This window comes from Buttiauxella massiliensis, assembly GCF_902500225.1.
Lineage (GTDB): Bacteria > Pseudomonadota > Gammaproteobacteria > Enterobacterales > Enterobacteriaceae > Buttiauxella > Buttiauxella massiliensis.
On sequence record NZ_LR722648.1, the window covers coordinates 439,179 to 459,692 of the forward strand.

The 20,514-nt window shown below is 50.2% G+C and carries 20 protein-coding genes; 17 read left to right on the forward strand and 3 right to left on the reverse strand.

What is annotated here, in order from left to right; translation table 11 throughout:
* The first annotated feature begins 176 nt into the window (after positions 1-176).
* From GC128_RS02005 to GC128_RS02040, 8 genes are all read left to right on the forward strand, one after another.
* Positions 177-1,238, forward strand: coding sequence for a PhoH family protein (locus tag GC128_RS02005; RefSeq protein ID WP_151992878.1), 1,062 nt, complete (start codon positions 177-179; stop codon positions 1,236-1,238).
* Positions 1,235-1,702 (forward strand): rRNA maturation RNase YbeY, encoded by a 468-nt coding sequence (gene ybeY / locus GC128_RS02010; protein WP_034456694.1) that lies wholly within the window; start codon positions 1,235-1,237, stop codon positions 1,700-1,702. Before GC128_RS02005 ends, ybeY begins: the two co-directional genes overlap by 4 nt.
* Before the next feature lie 100 nt (positions 1,703-1,802).
* A complete protein-coding gene (gene corC / locus GC128_RS02015; protein WP_034494022.1) occupies positions 1,803-2,681 on the forward strand; it encodes a CNNM family magnesium/cobalt transport protein CorC in 879 nt (292 codons plus the stop codon).
* 7 nt (positions 2,682-2,688) lie between these two features.
* The gene (gene lnt, locus GC128_RS02020) at positions 2,689-4,230 is read left to right on the forward strand and encodes an apolipoprotein N-acyltransferase (RefSeq protein WP_151992879.1); all 1,542 of its coding nucleotides are present in this window, start codon (positions 2,689-2,691) and stop codon (positions 4,228-4,230) included.
* A 413-nt stretch (positions 4,231-4,643) separates the two neighbouring features.
* Positions 4,644-5,555 carry an amino acid ABC transporter substrate-binding protein gene (locus GC128_RS02025; RefSeq protein ID WP_151992880.1) on the forward strand — a complete coding sequence of 304 codons (912 nt, stop codon included), beginning with the start codon at positions 4,644-4,646 and terminating at the stop codon, positions 5,553-5,555.
* A gap of 203 nt (positions 5,556-5,758) precedes the next feature.
* Complete coding sequence (locus tag GC128_RS02030; protein ID WP_034456698.1) at positions 5,759-6,499, forward strand: amino acid ABC transporter permease; 741 nt, start codon at positions 5,759-5,761, stop codon at positions 6,497-6,499.
* Positions 6,499-7,173 (forward strand): glutamate/aspartate ABC transporter permease GltK, encoded by a 675-nt coding sequence (gltK, locus tag GC128_RS02035; RefSeq protein ID WP_151992881.1) that lies wholly within the window; start codon positions 6,499-6,501, stop codon positions 7,171-7,173. The genes GC128_RS02030 and gltK overlap by 1 nt, the downstream gene beginning before the upstream one ends.
* A complete protein-coding gene (locus tag GC128_RS02040; protein ID WP_151992882.1) occupies positions 7,173-7,898 on the forward strand; it encodes an amino acid ABC transporter ATP-binding protein in 726 nt (241 codons plus the stop codon). Before gltK ends, GC128_RS02040 begins: the two co-directional genes overlap by 1 nt.
* A gap of 52 nt (positions 7,899-7,950) precedes the next feature.
* On the opposite strand, the gene dctP is transcribed toward GC128_RS02040, so the two are convergent.
* Both dctP and GC128_RS02050 read right to left on the reverse strand, forming a co-directional pair.
* Positions 7,951-8,997 carry a TRAP transporter substrate-binding protein DctP gene (dctP, locus tag GC128_RS02045; protein WP_151992883.1) on the reverse strand — a complete coding sequence of 349 codons (1,047 nt, stop codon included), beginning with the start codon at positions 8,995-8,997 and terminating at the stop codon, positions 7,951-7,953.
* A gap of 24 nt (positions 8,998-9,021) precedes the next feature.
* Entirely contained in the window at positions 9,022-9,504 is a 483-nt protein-coding gene (locus GC128_RS02050; protein WP_064517046.1) for a zinc ribbon-containing protein, read from the reverse strand.
* Positions 9,505-9,757: 253 nt separating this feature from the next.
* Here GC128_RS02050 and leuS point away from each other — a divergent pair, with 253 nt between their 5' ends.
* Genes leuS through nadD form a run of 4 tightly spaced genes read left to right on the forward strand, consistent with a single transcriptional unit; the run spans position 9,758 to position 14,652 of the window.
* The gene (leuS, locus tag GC128_RS02055; RefSeq protein WP_151992884.1) at positions 9,758-12,340 is read left to right on the forward strand and encodes a leucine--tRNA ligase; all 2,583 of its coding nucleotides are present in this window, start codon (positions 9,758-9,760) and stop codon (positions 12,338-12,340) included.
* Positions 12,341-12,354: 14 nt separating this feature from the next.
* Positions 12,355-12,978, forward strand: coding sequence for an LPS assembly lipoprotein LptE (gene lptE, locus GC128_RS02060; RefSeq protein WP_151992885.1), 624 nt, complete (start codon positions 12,355-12,357; stop codon positions 12,976-12,978).
* Positions 12,975-14,006: a DNA polymerase III subunit delta gene (holA, locus tag GC128_RS02065; protein ID WP_151992886.1), complete on the forward strand. Its 1,032-nt coding sequence runs from the start codon at positions 12,975-12,977 to the stop codon at positions 14,004-14,006. Before lptE ends, holA begins: the two co-directional genes overlap by 4 nt.
* A complete protein-coding gene (gene nadD, locus GC128_RS02070; protein ID WP_151992887.1) occupies positions 13,999-14,652 on the forward strand; it encodes a nicotinate-nucleotide adenylyltransferase in 654 nt (217 codons plus the stop codon). Before holA ends, nadD begins: the two co-directional genes overlap by 8 nt.
* Here the strand turns inward: nadD and cobD are convergent.
* Positions 14,624-15,718: a threonine-phosphate decarboxylase CobD gene (gene cobD / locus GC128_RS02075; RefSeq protein WP_151992888.1), complete on the reverse strand. Its 1,095-nt coding sequence runs from the start codon at positions 15,716-15,718 to the stop codon at positions 14,624-14,626. The genes nadD and cobD overlap by 29 nt on opposite strands.
* Before the next feature lie 84 nt (positions 15,719-15,802).
* Here cobD and GC128_RS02080 point away from each other — a divergent pair, with 84 nt between their 5' ends.
* The 5 genes from GC128_RS02080 (at position 15,803) to mrdB (ending at position 20,501) form a co-directional block, all read left to right on the forward strand.
* Positions 15,803-16,414 carry an adenosylcobalamin/alpha-ribazole phosphatase gene (locus tag GC128_RS02080; protein WP_151992889.1) on the forward strand — a complete coding sequence of 204 codons (612 nt, stop codon included), beginning with the start codon at positions 15,803-15,805 and terminating at the stop codon, positions 16,412-16,414.
* 251 nt (positions 16,415-16,665) lie between these two features.
* The gene (gene rsfS / locus GC128_RS02085; protein WP_151992890.1) at positions 16,666-16,983 is read left to right on the forward strand and encodes a ribosome silencing factor; all 318 of its coding nucleotides are present in this window, start codon (positions 16,666-16,668) and stop codon (positions 16,981-16,983) included.
* 3 nt (positions 16,984-16,986) lie between these two features.
* The gene (rlmH, locus tag GC128_RS02090) at positions 16,987-17,457 is read left to right on the forward strand and encodes a 23S rRNA (pseudouridine(1915)-N(3))-methyltransferase RlmH (protein WP_151992891.1); all 471 of its coding nucleotides are present in this window, start codon (positions 16,987-16,989) and stop codon (positions 17,455-17,457) included.
* A 27-nt stretch (positions 17,458-17,484) separates the two neighbouring features.
* Entirely contained in the window at positions 17,485-19,386 is a 1,902-nt protein-coding gene (gene mrdA / locus GC128_RS02095; RefSeq protein ID WP_151992892.1) for a peptidoglycan DD-transpeptidase MrdA, read from the forward strand.
* A 2-nt stretch (positions 19,387-19,388) separates the two neighbouring features.
* Positions 19,389-20,501: a peptidoglycan glycosyltransferase MrdB gene (gene mrdB / locus GC128_RS02100; RefSeq protein ID WP_151992893.1), complete on the forward strand. Its 1,113-nt coding sequence runs from the start codon at positions 19,389-19,391 to the stop codon at positions 20,499-20,501.
* The last annotated feature ends 13 nt before the right edge of the window (positions 20,502-20,514 follow it).

Sequence of the window (20,514 nt, forward strand, 5' to 3'; positions counted from 1 at the left end):
CCCTGCATTATGAAGGGCGATGGGCATTTTCATTTGTTGCACTTGCATTCGGAAGCATCTACCCAAATATCAAAAACCAGGCTTGCGCCATCTGCCCACGCCGTAAATAATCTTTTTATGGCCTGCAATTATGCAGCAATACATTCTACTGGCCCTGTGCGACCCCGAGGATAAGTTTGAATATCGAAACACGTGAAATTACGCTAGAACCCGCAGACAATGCGCGTCTGCTAAGCCTGTGTGGCCCATTTGATGACAACATCAAGCAGCTTGAACGTCGGCTGGGGATCGAAATCAACCGTCGTGACTATCACTTCAAGCTGACGGGCCGCCCGATTCTGGTCAATGCTGCCGCAGATATTTTGCGTAACCTGTATGTCGATACCGCTCCGATGCGTGGCGAAATTCAGGATATAACTCCTGAGCATATCCACCTCGCCATTAAAGAAATTCGCGTGCTGGAACAGTCTGCTGAAAGCGTTCCAGAGTACGGCAAAGCAGTGAACATCAAGACTAAACGCGGCGTCATCAAACCGCGTACACCGAACCAAGCGCAGTACATCGCCAATATTCTCGACCACGACATCACCTTTGGCGTCGGCCCTGCGGGTACAGGTAAAACTTACCTCGCGGTTGCGGCAGCCGTTGATGCACTGGAACGCCAGGATATCCGTCGCATTCTGCTGACCCGTCCGGCCGTTGAAGCGGGCGAAAAGCTCGGCTTCTTGCCTGGCGATTTAAGCCAGAAAGTTGACCCTTATCTGCGCCCGTTGTACGACGCCCTGTTTGAAATGCTCGGCTTTGAGCGTGTTGAGAAACTGATCGAGCGTAACGTCATCGAAGTGGCACCACTCGCCTATATGCGTGGCCGCACGTTAAACGATGCATTCATCATTCTGGATGAAAGCCAGAACACCACTATCGAACAGATGAAAATGTTCCTGACGCGCATTGGTTTTAACTCCAAAGCAGTGATTACAGGCGACGTCACCCAAATAGATTTACCAAAAAATCTGAAATCGGGCTTACGTCATGCAATCGACGTACTGGCCGAAGTCGATGAAATCAGCTTTAACTTCCTTAATAGTGAAGACGTTGTCCGCCACCCGGTTGTGGCACGTATTGTGAATGCCTATGAAGCGTGGGAAAACGCGGAACAGGTTCGTAAAGATGAACTCGCAGCAGAGCGCAAGCGAGAAGCGATGGCAATTAATGCTGCCGCTCAGGAGAGTAAATGAGTCAGGTTATACTGGATTTACAGGTCGCGTGTGAAGACGCAAACGGCCTGCCTACGGAAGAACAATTTCAGGCATGGCTTGATGCGGTCATTCCACAATTTCAGGAAGAGTCAGAAGTCACCATTCGCCTGGTGGATGACGCAGAAAGCCACGATCTGAACCTCACTTATCGTGGGAAAGATAAATCCACCAATGTGCTCTCGTTCCCGTTTGAAGCGCCTCCGGGCATTGAACTGCCTCTATTGGGCGACCTGATTATTTGCCGTCAGGTTGTGGAGCAAGAAGCAAAAGAGCAGCAAAAACCGCTGGATGCGCATTGGGCACATATGGTCATCCACGGCAGTTTGCATCTGCTTGGTTATGATCATATTGAAGATGAAGAAGCCGAAGAGATGGAATCCCTGGAAACAGAGATAATGCTTGCTCTTGGGTATGCTGATCCGTACATTGCCGAGAAAGAATAGTCGCTACGGTAAATGATTACCGTAACGCATCAGGTGCAGGCAGCGAGCCATTAACTGCCTGCTATCTATTAATTAACCGAGGGGCCACAAACCTAACGCCATGAGCGACGACAATTCCCAAAACAGTGACACACCTGCCAGTAAGAAGGGATTCTTTTCCCTGATTCTCAACCAGCTATTCCACGGTGAGCCTAAAAACCGTGACGATCTGCTGACACTCATCCGTGATTCTGAGCAAAATGATCTGATCGATCAAGATACCCGCGACATGCTTGAAGGCGTGATGGATATCGCCGACCAACGCGTCCGCGACATCATGATCCCTCGCTCGCAAATGGTAACGCTCAAACACAACCAGACGCTGGACGAATGCCTCGATGTGATCATCGAATCCGCACACTCCCGCTTCCCGGTGATCAGTGAAGACAAAGATCATATCGAAGGGATTCTGATGGCTAAAGATTTGCTGCCGTTTATGCGCAGCGATACTGAGCCATTTAGCATGGAAAAAGTGTTACGTCAGGCAGTTGTTGTGCCGGAAAGTAAGCGTGTTGACCGCATGCTCAAAGAGTTTCGTCAGCAGCGCTACCACATGGCGATAGTGATTGATGAGTTTGGCGGCGTCTCCGGACTTGTCACCATCGAAGATATTCTCGAACTGATTGTTGGGGAAATTGAAGATGAGTATGACGATGAAGAAGACGGTGATTTCCGCCAGTTAAGCCGTCACACCTGGACGGTTCGCGCTCTGGCCTCAATCGAAGATTTTAACGACACCTTTGCCACCCATTTCAACGATGACGAAGTTGATACCATTGGTGGATTGGTGATGCAGGCCTTTGGCCACTTACCTGCCCGTGGCGAAACCATCGAAATCGATGGTTATCAGTTCAAAGTCGCGATGGCAGATAGCCGCCGTGTTATTCAGGTTCATGTCAGAATTCCGGACGACTCGCCGCAACCGAAACTGGAAGATTAATTCAAAGATGGCTATAGCCCTACTCCTTCAACGCCAGCGCGTGCGTCTGCTTCTGGCGCTGCTTTTTGGTGCCTGCGGAACGCTGGCTTTCTCCCCTTACGATTTTTGGCCTGCCGCGATTGTTTCTCTGGCTGGGCTTCAGGGGCTGACACTTAATCGACGCGCTATTCAAAGTGCGTGGATTGGTTTCTTCTGGGGGCTGGGGCTATTTGGCTCAGGCATTAACTGGGTGTATGTCAGCATCGCGCAATTTGGCGGGATGCCCGGCCCGGTTAACGTCTTCCTGGTGGTGCTGCTGGCGGCTTATTTATCGTTATATACCGGCTTATTTGGTGGATTCCTCAGCAAACTTTGTCCGAAAACGACGTGGTGGCGCGTAGCGATTGCTGCTCCGATGCTATGGCAACTCACCGAGTTCCTGCGCGGCTGGGTATTAACCGGCTTCCCGTGGCTACAATTTGGTTACAGCCAGATTGATGGCCCGCTGAAAGGTATCGCGCCGATTCTCGGCGTGGAAAGTGTAACGTTCCTGCTGATGATTATCAGTGGCTTGCTGGTGTTTGCGCTGCACGAGCGTAACTGGCGCCCGGCCGTGATTGCCGCAGCACTGTTAGTTCTGCCTTGGCCGTTGCGTTCGATTCAGTGGTATCAACCGCAACCTGAGCGCACCATTGATGTGGCGATGGTTCAGGGGGATATCCCGCAATCCCTGAAATGGGATGAAAACCAGCTGCTCAATACGCTAAAAATCTATCTCGATAAAACTCAGCCGCAGATGGGCAAATCCCAGCTGATTATCTGGCCTGAATCGGCAATCCCCGATCTGGAGATTAACCAGCAGCAATTCCTGACCATGATGGACGACCTGCTGCGCTCAAAGCACAGCTCGCTCATTACCGGTATTGTTGATGCGCGTTTGAATAAGCAGAACCGCTACGACACATACAACACCATCATCACATTGGGTGAAGGTAACCAGTACAGCTATAACAGCCCCGATCGTTACAACAAAAACCATCTGGTGCCGTTCGGTGAGTTTGTGCCGCTGGAGTCGATTTTGCGCCCACTGGCTCCGTTCTTTGATTTGCCAATGTCATCATTCAGTCGCGGACCGTATTTACAGCCGCAGTTGGAGTCCAATGGTATTAAGCTGACACCTGCGATTTGTTACGAAATTATCCTGGGAGAGCAGGTGCGCGATAACTTCCGCCCTGATACAGATTTCCTGCTGACTATTTCGAATGATGCATGGTTCGGCAAATCGATTGGCCCATGGCAGCATTTCCAGATGGCGCGTATGCGTTCACTGGAGTTGGGTCGTCCGCTTCTACGCAGCACGAACAATGGTATTACCGCCGTGATTAATGCTAACGGTGATATCGATGCAATGATCCCGCAGTTTACTCGCGAAGTTCTGGAAGCGAAGGTCACGCCAACGCGGGGTATTACACCATATGCACGCTTTGGCGACTGGCCACTGTGGGGCGCAACACTCATCTTTGGCTTCGCCTCTGTTCTGTTGGCACTGCGCACACGCCGCAAATCCTGATTCTGCATTACCAAAAAATGGCCAGCTCATGCTGGCCATTTTCATTTCTGGCACAACCTTTGCAAAATATTACTCACTAGAAAGACACAAAATGCTGAATCACTACCCTGTGAGCAGCATGAAGCATTGAGTTGCACCAAACGATGACAAACCCAGCACCAAAGTAGTGCAACGGAAGATTTTTGCCTCTAAACGGTGCGGCACGCTTCGCAAAAATAAACATCTGGATAGCAAAATCTTTACATTAAGCTAGGTTAAGTGTTAACAAAAAGACAAAGAATTAAGCTTATTCAATAACACACAACAACAAAAATATACTTGGCAGCATTCAGCCCTTGCGGCTCGAAGGATGACAGGTAAAACACTCACAACGGGTATCAATGCCTCATGGCATTAAGATAAAGGAGTTGGTAATGCAATTACGTAAACTAGCCTCAGCTTTGCTGGTAATGGGTTTAGGCGCAGGAATCGCACACGCCGAAGATGCTAAACCTGCTGCTCAACAAAGTACTCTTGATAAGATCGCCGCAAACGGCGTCATTGTGGTCGGTCACCGTGAGTCTTCTGTTCCCTTCTCTTACTACGATAACCAACAAAAAGTCGTCGGCTATTCACAGGATTACTCCAACGCTATCGTTGAAGCCGTGAAGAAAAAGCTCAACAAGCCTGACCTGCACGTTAAGTTGATCCCGATTACTTCACAAAACCGTATTCCATTGCTGCAAAACGGCACTTTCGATTTTGAGTGCGGTTCTACCACCAACAACCTGGAACGCCAGAAACAAGCATCGTTCTCCGACACTATCTTCGTCGTCGGTACCCGTCTGCTGGTTAAGAAAGGTGGCCCGATTAAGGACTTCGCTGACCTGAAAGGCAAAGCAGTTGTTGTGACTTCTGGTACCACTTCTGAAGTTCTGCTCAACAAGCTGAACGAAGAGAAGAAAATGGACATGCGTATTATCAGCGCCAAAGACCACGGTGACTCGTTCCGTACCCTGGAAAGCGGTCGTGCCGTTGCCTTTATGATGGATGACGCCCTGCTGGCGGGTGAACGTGCTAAAGCGAAGAAACAGGATAACTGGGAAATTCTTGGCACTCCGCAATCCCGCGAAGCCTACGGCTGTATGCTGCGTAAAGACGACCCAGAGTTTAAGAAGCTGATGGATGACACCATCGCTCAGGCACAGACATCTGGTGAAGCGGCGAAATGGTTTGATAAGTGGTTTATGAATCCAATTCCACCGAAAAATATCAATATGAACTTCGCTCTGTCTGACGACATGAAAGCCCTGTTCAAAGAACCAAACGATAAAGCACTGAACTAATCAGAACCAGGGGCCGGGATGACCCAGCCCTCTCGATTGACGAACTGAAGCTCGGACAGACTATGCGTCGGATGGCCGTTCCCCAGCCGGCGTGAAAGTACCCCCAAAATCTCAGGCATAGATCTGAAATCGGGGTACAAGCTTCTCATCAATCTTCGAGGGTAGCGCAGCTCGCTACCCTCAATTTTTTCTCGGAGTATGTTATGTCTATAGACTGGAACTGGGGAATATTTCTACAGCCCGCCCCGTTCGGCAACACCACCTATTTGGGCTGGATTTGGAATGGCTTCCAGGTCACCGTCGCCCTATCCATCTGTGCATGGATAATCGCTTTTCTCGTCGGCTCTCTGTTCGGCATTTTACGCACCGTTCCAAATAAATGGCTGTCGAGCCTTGGCACGCTGTATGTCGAGTTATTCCGTAACGTACCGCTTATCGTGCAGTTCTTTACCTGGTACTTAGTGGTGCCGGAATTACTGCCCGAAAATCTTGGCATGTGGTTTAAATCTGAGCTTGACCCGAATGTACAATTCTTCTTGTCATCGATGATTTGCCTTGGCCTGTTTACCGCAGCTCGTGTATGTGAGCAAGTTCGTGCCGCCATTCAGTCTCTGCCTCGCGGGCAAAAAAATGCCGCGCTGGCGATGGGTTTAACGCTCCCACAAGCTTACCGCTATGTGCTGCTACCAAACGCCTATCGCGTGATCGTGCCGCCAATGACATCTGAAATGATGAACCTGGTGAAAAACTCAGCTATTGCATCAACCATCGGCCTGGTCGATATGGCGGCTCAGGCGGGTAAATTGCTGGATTACTCCGCGCACGCTTACGAATCCTTTACCGCAATCACCCTCGCGTATGTGCTGATTAACGCTGTGATTATGCTGGTGATGTATGTCGTTGAACGTAAAATTCGCCTGCCTGGCAATATGGGAGGCAAATAATGTACGAGTTTGACTGGAGTTCTATTCTCCCCGCTATGCCTTACCTGATGCAGGGGTTGATCATCACCCTGAAAATCACCGTTACGGCGATTATCTTCGGTATCGTTTGGGGTACGCTGCTGGCTGTGATGCGCCTGTCGCCGATTAAGCCCATAGCCTGGTTTGCCAGCGCCTACGTCAACGTTTTCCGCTCTATCCCGCTGGTGATGGTGCTGCTGTGGTTCTACCTGGTTGTGCCAGGTATTCTGCAAAAAGTGCTAGGGCTTTCCCCTCAAACCGACATTCGTTTAATTTCCGCAATGGTGGCGTTCTCGATGTTTGAAGCTGCCTACTATTCCGAGATTATCCGTGCCGGTATCCAGAGTATCTCCCGTGGGCAGTCCAATGCCGCTCTTGCGCTGGGGATGACGCACTGGCAGTCAATGAAACTGATTATCCTGCCACAGGCGTTCCGCGCCATGGTGCCATTGCTGTTAACGCAAGGCATCGTCTTGTTCCAGGATACGTCACTGGTATATGTATTAAGTCTGGCTGACTTCTTCCGTACCGCTTCCACCATTGGTGAGCGCGACGGAACCCAGGTCGAAATGATCCTGTTTGCCGGTGTGGTGTATTTCGCAATCAGCCTGAGTGCTTCGCTGTTGGTCAGCTACTTGAAGAAAAGGACAGTGTAATGATTTCCCTGAAAAATGTTTCTAAATGGTATGGTCACTTTCAGGTGCTAACCGACTGCTCGACAGAAGTCAAAAAAGGTGAAGTGGTGGTCGTTTGTGGGCCATCGGGTTCCGGTAAATCAACGCTTATCAAAACGGTAAATGGACTTGAGCCGGTGCAAAAAGGCAAAATTGTTGTTAACGGCACGCAAGTCAACAACAAAAAAACTAACCTTGCCGAATTGCGCTCGCATGTAGGAATGGTGTTCCAACACTTTGAGCTTTTCCCACATCTGTCGATTATCGAAAACCTGACCCTTGCTCAAGTAAAAGTGCTGAAACGCAACAAAGAAGAGTCGCGTAAAAAGGGGCTGAAACTGCTCGAGCGCGTTGGGTTGACCGCACATGCGGATAAATTCCCGGCACAGCTTTCTGGCGGCCAGCAGCAACGTGTAGCGATTGCCCGTGCGCTATGTATGGACCCTGTGGCAATGCTGTTTGATGAACCGACTTCAGCCCTTGACCCTGAGATGATCAACGAAGTGCTGGACGTTATGGTTGAGCTGGCACACGAAGGGATGACTATGATGGTGGTGACCCACGAGATGGGCTTTGCCCGTAAAGTGGCAAATCGCGTGATCTTTATGGATGAAGGGAAGATTGTCGAAGACTCGAATAAAGAGGATTTCTTCAACAACCCGCAGTCCGAACGTGCGAAAGACTTCCTGGCGAAAATCCTGCACTGATTCGGTATTAAGTCGCGCAATCACCCTCTCGAGCGGTGGTTGCGCGGCAAAATTACTTCATAGTCTCGTTCATTAACACTGTGACTTTATTCATCACAGGACCTGCGTCCTTCACGCCTTTACTCTCTTGCTCCTTCACCCATTTGCTTTGCACATCCTGGTAATGGGTCGCCGTTTCCCAATGCTTTACTTCATCAGGTTTCAGCTCGCGAATAGCCACGCCGTTATCACGCAACTCACTCACCATGCCATCGAAACTGCTGTCCATCACCGAGCCTAAAGTTTGATACGCTTTTTGAGCGGCGCGTTGAATAGCTTGCTTGTCTTGATCGGCAAGTTTGTTCCAGGTGTCTTTATTCATCACCAACGGATAAACATGGCCCAACCACAGATCTTTGGAGATCAAAACATTAGGAGCCGTTTTATGCACGTTGAGCTCAAAACCGCTGTCGACGTTAACCATTAATCCGTCCAGACTTCCTGCTTTCAGCGCGTCATAAATTCCCTCGCCCCACGGCATAGAAACGGGAATTGCACCGCTGTTTTTCAGGAAGTCCTGATGCCAGAAACTGGCTGAACGCCACTTGGTTCCTTTGATATCGCCTAATGCGCTCAGGGGTTTGGTACTGAAAAAAGCCACGGGATAGCCGGTCGCGAGGAAGATGTTAACCACATTTTGCTTTGCTAACTCAGCCTGGAATTCAGGGATAGTGGCGTAAGCCTTGCGGAAAAACTCAACCTGTTTATCACCCGTTGGCCCGACAGGGAAACTTTTGAAGATCTGCTGCAGGGGAAATTCCTTCGCCGTGTATTCAGGCACCACGATTGCCATATCAGCAACCTTCCCTTCTTTAACGACACCCAGAGCATCATAGCTACGAGCCACTTCACTGTTCCAGTGATCGTCAACCTTCAGGCGGCCGTGCGATTCCTTCTCAATTTCGGCAAAGAAAACGTTCTTGATAAAGCTGGTGCGCATTCCGCCCAGTGGTTCATGGTCGGAATATTTCAGGATTTGAACTGCCGATACCGTGGTGGGCATCAGCATCATGGTGAGGAAGACGGCCAGAATTTTTCTGGCCAGGGGTTTTCGTTGCATTGCGGTTCCTTCGCGTTGTGAAAATTAAGGTTCAAATGGGCGACGGCTAAACTGGTTATGCCCACATTTCGGGCAAACGGGCAGCACATCAGGGGTATAAATCGCCAGGTGGAAATGGCAGTTCTCGCAAACCAAATTGCCAAGGCCTACCACTTCACCGCTATGATAAACACCGTGATGGTTGAGATCCTGGAAAACTTCGCGCCACTCGAGCTGCGTTTTGTCGGTGATATCAGCCAGTTCCTGCCAAAGACTCTCTTTAATCACGCGCATGAAGACGCTGTCAGTAAATTCATCCTGGCTTTCGTTATAACTGCGAGCAAACTCTTCTAAGTCACGGCGGACTGCACGCGTCACTTCATCTACTTCGGTACGAGTCAGCTCCCCGGTTTCGTTCATGCGTTTACGCGCGCTGTCGACCAGTTCGTCAATATCGCGCTCTCCATTGCGTAACCGTTCGGTGAGTGAGGCCACCAGTTCACGGTAAAATTGAGCAACCTTGTTCATTGTCTACCTGCCTCCTTGAAGAGTTTCATGCGTTCAGTGTCATGTAACTGACTATAATAGTAGACCTTAATCGGGCATCTCTTTGTTAGATTGACCACAAGCAAGGTAAATATCTGCAAATGAGAAATGGTGATCACGGCCCTTGAAAGGCTGTTTTGCCGCACTCTTATCGGCTATGCTATGCGGATCAAATCACACGTTAGGAATGAAACCTAACCTGTAGCTGTTTTTCATCACAGGACCATTGGCTGCCATGCAAGAGCAATATCGCCCGGAAGAGATAGAATCCAACGTACAGCTTCACTGGCAAGAGAAGCGTACTTTTGAAGTAACCGAAGACGAAGGCAAAGAGAAGTATTACTGCCTCTCGATGCTACCCTATCCTTCTGGCCGACTACACATGGGCCACGTTCGTAACTACACCATCGGTGACGTTATCGCACGTTACCAGCGCATGCTTGGCAAAAACGTTCTACAGCCAATCGGCTGGGATGCGTTCGGCCTGCCAGCAGAAGGGGCAGCGGTAAAAAATAACACCGCTCCAGCACCGTGGACTTACGACAACATCAACTATATGAAGAACCAGCTCAAAACGCTGGGCTTTGGTTATGACTGGAGCCGCGAGCTGGCGACCTGTACCCCGGAATATTACCGTTGGGAACAGCAGTTCTTTACACAGCTGTATAACAAAGGGTTGGTTTATAAAAAAACCTCCGCGGTTAACTGGTGCCCGAATGACCAGACCGTTCTTGCGAACGAACAGGTTATCGACGGTTGCTGCTGGCGTTGTGACTCCAAAGTTGAGCGTAAAGAGATCCCACAGTGGTTTATCAAAATCACCGCTTACGCTGACGAGTTGTTAAACGACCTGGATACGCTGGACCATTGGCCTGAGCAGGTCAAAACCATGCAGCGTAACTGGATTGGCCGCTCTGAGGGTGTTGAAATCACTTTCGATGTGGAAAACAGCGCTGAGAAACTGACTGTTTACACCACGCGCCCGGACACCTTTATGGGTGTGACCTATCTGGCCGTTGCCGCAGGTCACCCAATCGCACAGCAAGCCGCACTGAACAACCCAGCGCTGGCTGAGTTCGTTGAAGAGTGCCGTAATACCAAAGTTGCTGAAGCAGAAATGGCAACCATGGAGAAGAAAGGTGTTGCGACTGGAGTTAACGCTATTCACCCACTGACTGGCGAATCTGTTCCAGTTTGGGTAGCAAACTTCGTCCTGATGGAATATGGCACCGGTGCGGTGATGGCTGTTCCTGGCCACGACCAGCGCGACTGGGAATTTGCGACTAAATACGGTCTGCAAATCAAACCGGTTATTCTGAATGCTGACGGCAGCGAACCAGACCTGACGGCTTCAGCAATGACCGAAAAAGGCGTTCTGTTCAATTCAGGTGAGTTCGACGGTCTGGACTTCCAGAACGGCTTTAACGCTATTGCCGACAAACTGGCAGCTAAAGGTGTTGGCGAGCGTAAAGTTAACTATCGTCTGCGCGACTGGGGTGTTTCCCGTCAGCGTTACTGGGGCGCGCCAATTCCAATGGTGACTCTGGAAGACGGCACCGTTATGCCAACGCCTGCAGATCAGCTGCCTGTTATCCTGCCTGAAGATGTCGTAATGGACGGTATCACCAGCCCAATTAAAGCCGATCCTGAGTGGGCAAAAACCACTATTGATGGCAAACCTGCGCTGCGTGAAACCGATACCTTCGATACCTTTATGGAATCTTCCTGGTACTACGCGCGTTACACCTGCCCGCAGTACGACAAAGGTATGCTGGATTCCAAAGCAGCTAACTACTGGCTGCCGGTTGATATCTACATTGGTGGCATTGAACACGCCATCATGCACCTGCTCTACTTCCGCTTCTTCCACAAACTGATGCGTGATGCAGGCATGGTGACCTCTAACGAGCCCGCCAAACAACTGCTGTGTCAGGGTATGGTTCTGGCTGATGCGTTCTATTACACCGGCGTTAACGGTGAGCGTAACTGGGTTTCCCCGGTTGATGCGATTGTAGAGCGTGACGAGAAAGGCCGTATTATCAAAGCCTCTGACGCACAGGGCAATGAACTGGTCTATGCTGGCATGAGTAAAATGTCGAAGTCGAAAAACAACGGCATCGACCCACAAGTAATGGTTGAACGCTACGGCGCAGATACTGTTCGCCTGTTTATGATGTTTGCATCTCCTGCGGATATGACGCTGGAATGGCAGGAATCTGGCGTTGAAGGGGCTAACCGCTTCCTGAAACGTGTCTGGAGACTGGCTTACGAGCACACCAGCCGTGGCGCAGCACCAGCATTAGACGTTGCTGCATTGAGTGAAGATCAAAAAGCATTGCGCCGTGATGTTCATAAAACTATCGCGAAAGTGACCGATGATATTGGTCGTCGTCAGACCTTTAACACCGCAATCGCTGCCATCATGGAATTGATGAACAAACTGGCGAAAGCTCCACAGGACGGCGATCAAGACCGCGCGCTGCTGAATGAAGCGCTGATTGCTGTGGTTCGTATGCTTTATCCATTCACCCCGCACGTCTGCTTCGATATGTGGCAATCTCTGGGTGGTGAAGGCGATATCGACAACGCACCATGGCCGCAGGCTGATGAAAAAGCGATGGTCGAAGACTCGCTGCTGGTGGTTGTGCAGGTGAACGGTAAAGTTCGCGGCAAAATCACTGTTCCAGCGGATGCAACGCAAGAACAAGTGCAGGAACGCGCAGGTCAGGAACATCTGGTTGCGAAATATCTTGAGGGTGTGACCGTACGTAAAGTGATTTACGTTCCGGGCAAACTGCTCAATTTGGTTGTGGGCTAAGCGCAGGAGGAACCGTGCGACATCCCTTTATCAGCTTGTTAGTTACTTTGGCGGTGCTTGTCACTGCCGGGTGCGGTTTTCACCTGCGTGGCAGCACGCAGGTTCCAGATCAAATGAAAACCTTGATCTTCAACTCTGGCGATCCGAACGGCCCACTAGCGCGTGAAGTACGCTCTCAGTTGCGCCTTAATGGCGTTACGATAGTCAGCGATACCGGAACGGGTGTTCGCAAGGATATTCCGTCGCTGCGCTTACTAGGCAGCTCGCTCGGAAAAGATACTGCATCTGTCTTCCAGGATGGTCGCACAGCCGAGTATCAAATGGTTATGACAGTTTCAGCGCAGGTGCTGATTCCGGGCCATGACATTTATCCGATTAACGCCAGAGTGTATAAGTCATTCTTTGATAACCCACTCGCTGCACTGCAAAAAGATGCCGAGCAAGATTTATTGATCAAAGAGATGTACACCACGGCAGCTCAACAGCTTATTCGTAAGCTGATGACCGTGCATGTTGCTGATGTCGCTGAAACCGAAGCAGCTGAGACGCCTGTTACAGGCGCTACCTCAACTTCTACGCCAGCAACGCCAGCAGGCCGCACGTCGACCACGCTTTCGGCCACATCTGGTAGCCAATGATAAGGTTGTACCCTGAACAACTTCGTGCGCAGCTCAATGAAGGGCTGCGCGCGGCGTATCTGCTACTCGGTAACGATCCGCTATTACTCCAGGAAAGCCAGGATGCCATTCGCCAGACGGCTGGCACCCAGGGTTTCGAAGAACACCATACCGTTCAGATTGATGTCAGTACCGACTGGCAAGATCTGTTCTCGATTTGCCAGGCTTTAAGCCTGTTCGCCAGTCGCCAGACACTTCTGTTGCTGTTACCAGAAAATGGTCCAAACGCTGCGATCAATGCCCAATTAGAAACTCTTGTGTCCCTGCTGCATGACGACATTCTTCTACTGGTGCGCGGGAACAAATTCACCAAAGCTCAAGAAAATGCCGCGTGGCTGAGTCAACTGGCCGAACGCTGCGTTATTGTGACCTGTCAAACCCCGGAACAGGCTCAATTGCCTCGCTGGGTAGCCCAACGCGCTAAACAGATGAATCTCACACTCGATGATGCGGCCAACCAACTGCTGTGTTATTGCTATGAAGGAAATCTGCTGGCACTGTCACAAGCCCTAGAACGTCTTTCACTGATTTGGCCTGATGGTACGTTGACCTTGCCTCGGGTTGAGCAAGCGGTAAACGATGCAGCTCACTTCACTCCATTCCATTGGGTGGATGCGATTCTGGCAGGGAAAAGTAAGCGCGCATTGCATATTCTGCAACAGCTCCGGTTGGAAGCCAGCGAACCAGTGATTTTGCTGCGTACAATCCAACGCGAACTGCTACAACTGGTTAATCTCAAACGTCAGTCAGCTAACACCCCACTGCGCACGTTATTTGATCAACAACGCGTATGGCAAAATCGTCGCGCGCTGGTGACTGAAGCACTCAATCGCTTATCCGCCGAACAGCTTTATCAGGCGGTGCGTTTGCTTAGTCAAATCGAAATGACGCTGAAAAAAGATTACGGCCAGTCGGTCTGGGCCGAGCTGGAAGGGCTTTCTCTGTTGCTGTGCCATAAAGCACTGCCGGAAATTTTCATCGATGACTAAGAGTGCGCTGAGGTTAACTGCTCTGTATGGCGGGACATTCGATCCCATCCATCATGGGCATTTAAAACCGGTCGAAGCACTGGCAAAACAGGTGGCGCTGCAACAAGTCACTATCATGCCGAATAACGTCCCTCCACATCGTGCGCAGCCGCTGGCGAACAGCGAGCAGCGCAAAACCATGGTCGAACTTGCGATTGCCGGGAACCCGCTGTTTAAGCTGGATGACCGCGAATTACAGCGCGAAACACCGTCGTACACTGTTGAAACTCTCGAACAGTTACGCTCGGAGATTGGAGCTGAACAACCGTTGGCGTTTATCGTGGGACAGGACTCCTTGCTTAGCCTGCAACGCTGGCATCGTTGGGAAACACTGCTAACGTTATGCCACCTGCTGGTTTGCCAACGTCCCGGATATTCTCTGTCGATGAACACACCAGAGGAACAGCAATGGCTTGAAGCGCATCAAACCGGTTCGGTTGAAGAGCTCCATAACCAGCCTGCCGGTAAGATTTACCTCGCGCAAACGCCAATGTATGACATTTCGGCAACGGCTATCCGCCAACGATTAGAGCAGCATCAAACCTGTGATGATCTACTCCCCCCAGCAGTCGCTGAGTTTATTCGCCAACACCATTTGTATTGCTAAGAATGCGCTGCATGGCAGCCAGTAGTTTGTCGTTATCGACAGGGCTTTTAATCGCCACACGGTAATAGCGCGAATCTAGTCCCGGATAATTCGCACAGTGACGAATTAAAATATTCTCTTCCAGCAACCGCCGTTGCAGATCTAAACCTTCAATTTCGCAGCGTAGAAAAATATAGTTCGCCCGTGGAGGCCATACTTTAATTCCCGATAGCTCACCAAGACCTTTAAACAAGCGAGGTTGTTCGGTGCTTAGCCAACGATAACTCGCCTCAATATAATCCCTGTCATTGAGAATCACCTCTCCTGCCAATGCCGCAAACGCATTAATGGTCCAGGGTTCTCTTTGTGATCGAATACGTCCAACCACTTCCGTATTGGCACTCACCATATAGCCAAGTCGTAGACCAGCAATAGCAAAGAATTTGGTGAGCGAGCGCAGAACATAAAGTCGGGAGAACTTTGCTAAGTACGGAATCAGGCCTGGTTCATCGGGTAAAAAATCGAGGAAGGCCTCATCAATAATTAAATCGATATGGTTTTCCTGGCAACGCTGCGTAATAGCCATCAGCAAAGATTTATCAGGCATCAAACCGGTCGGGTTATTCGGTGTGCATAAAAACAAGCAATCCAAATCGGGCGTTAATGCCTGCAATAATGATTCATCAGGTTGCCAGTTTTGTTCTTCACTAAGATGGAAATCAATTATTTCACAATTAATTCGCGCTAGCGCACGACGATATTCAGCAAAACCCGGCGTCAATAACAGCGCCTTACGTGGCAAGAGTTGCTGCACCAGATTAAATATCAGCTCCGTTTCGCCATTACCTGCCAATACCCAATCTTGGGGGACTTGATGATGTTCGGCCAAAGCCTGGTGAAGCGCGCGATATTCAACGTCAGGGTAACGTTGGGCAAGAGCCAGGTTTTCGGTAATGGCGCGCTTCAATGAATCGGGCATACCCAATGGGTTAATATTGGCACTAAAATCGACAAGTGAATTCGCATCTACACCCATAACAGTTGCAGCCTCAATGATATTGCCGCCGTGCTGACTACTGAACGCCATACATCCCCCAATAAAACAGACTTCGAACTTGAGGTGCAATGATACACTTATGCCAATGCCAGCCAATGTTTGCGCGAGGATGAGATGAAATTATGGTTAGTGCGCCATGGACAAACCCAGGCAAATTTAGACGGTCTTTACAGTGGCATTTCTGAAACTCCACTGACTGCGGAAGGCATCAACCAGGCCAAAGCGGTAGGCGATATGCTAAGCCATGTTGCTTTTGAGAAGGTGCTTTGCAGTGAGTTGGGCCGGGCACAACACACCACTCAATTGATTCTCCAGCAACGTAAAATCCCTGTAGTTACCGAGCCACGCCTAAATGAGATGAATTTTGGTGACTGGGAGATGCGCCATCACCGTGATTTACAACGTTTGGATAGCGAAAACTACGCCGCATGGTGCAATGACTGGCAGAACGTTATTCCCCGCAATGGTGAAGGCTTCCAGCTTTTTTCCCGCCGTGTCAGCGAGTTCTGCGCATCGTTATCCGCGCTGCCAAAAGATGAAAATGTTTTGATTGTGAGCCATCAGGGAGTACTGAGTCTGCTTATCGCCACCCTGCTCAACATGCCACCCGCGTCATTGTGGCACTTTGTAATTGAACAAGGAGCATGGAGCTCAATTGAGATTCGAGAGGGGTTTACCACGCTCAGAACTCTCAATAACCGCGCTATTTGTCCACCGGTGCAATAAGTTGCCAGCGTCTCTGGTGTCGTCAACCATTGACACTACACCTCAGACTGTTATGCTCCGCTGCCATAATTTCCTGCCCGCAAGCATGACTTTCCAAAATAGTTTTACAAAAATGGCGATGCAAACCAGGCCACTCGGTGGGATGATACCCCGCTTTGAGCGCCGCATTGCCGAATTGTCAGTAAAGCTGCCCCATTATGGGTATCATGCGGGCTAAATCGAACACACTCTACTTTTCCCAGGGGGAACACTTGCAGGGTAAAGAATTTCAAGATTTCATCGTTGATAAAATCGACGATCTCAAAGGCCAGGACATCATTGCTCTGGATGTTAAGGGTAAATCAAGCATCACTGATTGCATGATTATCTGTACCGGCACCTCTAACCGTCACGTTATGTCCATCGCTGAACACGTCGTAGAATCATCTCGCAAAGCCGGTTTTGAAGCTTTGGGCGTGAAAGGCGTGAATGCGACTGACTGGGTGGTTGTTGACCTTGGCGAAATTATCGTCCATGTGATGCAAGAAGAAAGCCGCCAGCTATACGAATTGGAAAAGCTCTGGGGTTAATGAGTGAAGCTGCAATTAGTAGCAGTTGGCACCAAAATGCCTGACTGGGTGCAAACCGGCTTTACCGAGTACCTGCGTCGTTTTCCCAAGGATATGCCATTCGAACTGGTAGAAATTCCTGCGGGAAAACGCAGCAAAAATGCCGATATCAAACGCATTCTCGAAAAAGAAGGCGAAATGATGTTGGCAGCAGCCGGCAAGGGCAACCGAATTGTCACGCTGGATATCCCGGGGCAACCTTGGGATACGCCGCACCTTGCCGTGCAGCTTGAACGCTGGAAACAGGATGGTAGAGATGTAAGCTTGCTGATTGGCGGCCCAGAAGGACTCGCTCCAGCATGCAAAGCTGCTGCAGAGCAAAGCTGGTCACTGTCCACTCTGACAATGCCACATCCTTTAGTTCGGGTGCTGGTAGCGGAAAGCCTCTACCGAGCGTGGAGCATTACGACCAACCATCCTTATCACCGTGAGTAGATATCGTCAGGTAGAACAAAGCTGCGGATGAAATTACAGAATTCTTTTCGTGACTATACAGCTGAGTCTGCGCTTTTTGTGCGCCGGGCGCTGGTCGCGTTTCTCGGTATTTTGGTGCTAAGCGGTGTGCTTGTCGCCAACCTTTATAATTTGCAAATCGTCCGTTTCACTGACTACCAAACTCGCTCCAACGAAAACCGCATAAAACTGGTCCCCATTCCGCCTAGCCGCGGCATTATCTACGATCGCAATGGCACACCACTCGCCCTCAACCGCACCATTTACCAGGTGGAAATGATGCCGGAGAAAGTGGACGACGTGCAGGCGACGCTTGAAGCATTACGCTCAGTGGTGGATTTAACTGACGACGATATTGCCAACTTTAAGAAAGAGCGAGCACGTTCTCATCGCTTCACCTCTATTCCTGTCAAAACCAACCTCACCGAAGTGCAGGTTGCCCGTTTTGCCGTGAATCAGTACCGTTTCCCGGGTGTTGAGGTTAAGGGCTATAAACGCCGTTTCTACCCGTATGGCTCAGCACTGACACATGTCATTGGCTACGTTTCCAAAATTAACGATAAAGACGTTGAACGCCTTGATAAAGACGGCAAGCTGGCAAACTACGCCTCAACACATGATATCGGTAAGCTCGGTATTGAACGTTATTACGAAGATGTCTTACATGGTCAGACCGGTTATGAAGAAGTTGAAGTAAACAACCGTGGCCGTGTCATTCGCCAGCTCAAGGAAGTGCCGCCACAAGCCGGGCACGATATCTATCTGACTATCGACCTTAAGCTACAGAATTACATTGAAACCTTATTAGCAGGAAGCCGTGCAGCCGTGGTGGTCACAGACCCACGCACCGGCGGCATTCTGGCGCTTGTTTCGATGCCAAGTTACAACCCGAACTTGTTCGTTGATGGCATCTCAAGCAAAGACTATTCCGGTTTGCTCAATGACCCGAACACGCCACTTATCAACCGTGCAACGCAAGGGGTTTACCCTCCCGCTTCTACGGTGAAACCTTATATGGCGGTGTCCGCGTTAAGTGCCGGGGTGATCACCCGCAATACATCCCTCTTTGACCCAGGCTGGTGGCAGTTGCCTGGTTCTGAAAAGCGCTATCGTGACTGGAAAAAGTGGGGCCACGGCCGCCTGAACGTCACCAAAGCGCTTGAAGAGTCCGCTGATACCTATTTCTATCAGGTCGCTTACGACATGGGTATCGACCGTATGGGCGAGTGGATGCGTAAGTTTGGCTACGGGCACTATACCGGTATCGATCTCTCTGAAGAGAGGTCCGGTAACATGCCAACGCGCGAATGGAAGCAGAAACGCTTTAAAAAACCGTGGTATCAGGGTGACACCATTCCTGTTGGTATCGGCCAGGGCTACTGGACCGCAACCCCGATTCAGATGAGCAAAGCGATGATGATCCTGATTAACGATGGCATCGTTCGCGTTCCTCATTTCTTAATGAGCACAGTCGAGAACGGCAAAAAAGTGCCATGGCAGCAGCCGGTTCAACCGCCAGTTGGCGATATTCATTCCGGTTACTGGGAAATAGCCAAAGACGGAATGTATGGCGTTGCTAACCGTCCGAACGGTACAGCACATAAATATTTCGCCAATGCACCGTATAAAGTGGCGGCGAAATCAGGGACCGCACAGGTCTTTGGTCTGAAAGCCAATGAAACCTATAACGCCCATAAAATTGCTGAACGTTTGCGCGACCACAAACTGATGACCGCGTTCGCCCCTTACGATAATCCACAGGTTTCCGTCACCATGATTCTGGAAAACGGCGGCGCAGGCCCCGCTGTAGGCACCATCATGCGCCAGATCCTCGACCATATTATGCTCGGGGATGACAATACGGTTCTGCCTACTGAAGCACCAGCAGCAGCAGGTGCAGAGGATCAATAACCATGACTGATAATCCAAATAAAAAGTCGTTCTGGGATAAAATCCACATCGACCCGCTCTTCCTGGTGACCATTCTGGCGCTGCTTATCTTTAGTGCGCTGGTAATCTGGAGCGCCAGTGGCCAGGACATGGACATGATGGAGCGTAAGATTGGCCAGATCCTCATGGGTCTGGTTGTGATGATCGTAATGGCGCAGATCCCTCCTCGCGTGTATGAAGGTTGGGCGCCCTATCTGTATATCGTCTGTATCATATTGCTGGTTGCGGTGGATGCTTTCGGCGCGATTTCTAAAGGGGCACAGCGCTGGCTTGACCTAGGAGTTGTGCGTTTCCAGCCGTCTGAAATTGCAAAAATTGCCGTGCCATTGATGGTTGCACGCTTTATCAACCGTGATGTCTGCCCACCAACGCTGAAAAACACCGGTATCGCGCTAATATTAATTTTCATGCCGACACTGCTGGTTGCCGCTCAACCCGATCTAGGTACCTCAATTCTTATCGCCGCATCGGGCCTGTTTGTCCTGTTCCTGTCAGGAATGAGCTGGAAACTGATTGGCGTTGCCGTCTTGCTGGTCGCCGCCTTCATTCCGATTCTGTGGTTCTTCCTGATGCACGATTATCAACGTGCACGCGTAATGATGCTGCTTGATCCGGAAAGTGACCCTCTCGGTGCGGGCTATCATATTATTCAGTCTAAAATTGCTATTGGTTCTGGCGGATTACGTGGCAAAGGTTGGTTACACGGAACACAGTCGCAACTTGAATTCTTACCCGAACGCCACACTGACTTTATCTTTGCAGTGCTTGCCGAAGAGCTAGGCTTGGTGGGTGTTCTGGTATTACTGGCGCTCTATCTATTGCTTATTATGCGCGGCCTTATCATTGCCGCTCGCGCCCAGACCACATTTGGTCGAGTAATGGCTGGTGGTCTAATGTTGATTTTATTCGTATATGTGTTTGTTAACATTGGTATGGTTAGTGGTATCTTACCGGTGGTCGGCGTACCTTTGCCGCTGGTGAGCTACGGGGGCTCGGCCCTGATCGTTCTGATGGCCGGGTTTGGTATCGTGATGTCGATACATACCCACAGAAAAATGTTATCAAAAAGCGTGTAAGTGGATGAGGTGC

Coding starts and splice junctions, on each gene's coding strand:
- GC128_RS02040 (WP_151992882.1), top strand. CDS start 7,173: ATGATTTCCCTGAAAAATGTTTCTAAATGGTATGGTCACTTTCAGGTG.
- holA (WP_151992886.1), top strand. CDS start 12,975: ATGATAAGGTTGTACCCTGAACAACTTCGTGCGCAGCTCAATGAAGGG.
- mrdA (WP_151992892.1), top strand. CDS start 17,485: ATGAAATTACAGAATTCTTTTCGTGACTATACAGCTGAGTCTGCGCTT.
- GC128_RS02080 (WP_151992889.1), top strand. CDS start 15,803: ATGAAATTATGGTTAGTGCGCCATGGACAAACCCAGGCAAATTTAGAC.
- cobD (WP_151992888.1), bottom strand. CDS start 15,718: ATGGCGTTCAGTAGTCAGCACGGCGGCAATATCATTGAGGCTGCAACT.
- GC128_RS02025 (WP_151992880.1), top strand. CDS start 4,644: ATGCAATTACGTAAACTAGCCTCAGCTTTGCTGGTAATGGGTTTAGGC.
- leuS (WP_151992884.1), top strand. CDS start 9,758: ATGCAAGAGCAATATCGCCCGGAAGAGATAGAATCCAACGTACAGCTT.
- mrdB (WP_151992893.1), top strand. CDS start 19,389: ATGACTGATAATCCAAATAAAAAGTCGTTCTGGGATAAAATCCACATC.
- nadD (WP_151992887.1), top strand. CDS start 13,999: ATGACTAAGAGTGCGCTGAGGTTAACTGCTCTGTATGGCGGGACATTC.
- corC (WP_034494022.1), top strand. CDS start 1,803: ATGAGCGACGACAATTCCCAAAACAGTGACACACCTGCCAGTAAGAAG.
- lnt (WP_151992879.1), top strand. CDS start 2,689: ATGGCTATAGCCCTACTCCTTCAACGCCAGCGCGTGCGTCTGCTTCTG.
- GC128_RS02030 (WP_034456698.1), top strand. CDS start 5,759: ATGTCTATAGACTGGAACTGGGGAATATTTCTACAGCCCGCCCCGTTC.
- dctP (WP_151992883.1), bottom strand. CDS start 8,997: ATGCAACGAAAACCCCTGGCCAGAAAAATTCTGGCCGTCTTCCTCACC.
- ybeY (WP_034456694.1), top strand. CDS start 1,235: ATGAGTCAGGTTATACTGGATTTACAGGTCGCGTGTGAAGACGCAAAC.
- gltK (WP_151992881.1), top strand. CDS start 6,499: ATGTACGAGTTTGACTGGAGTTCTATTCTCCCCGCTATGCCTTACCTG.
- GC128_RS02050 (WP_064517046.1), bottom strand. CDS start 9,504: ATGAACAAGGTTGCTCAATTTTACCGTGAACTGGTGGCCTCACTCACC.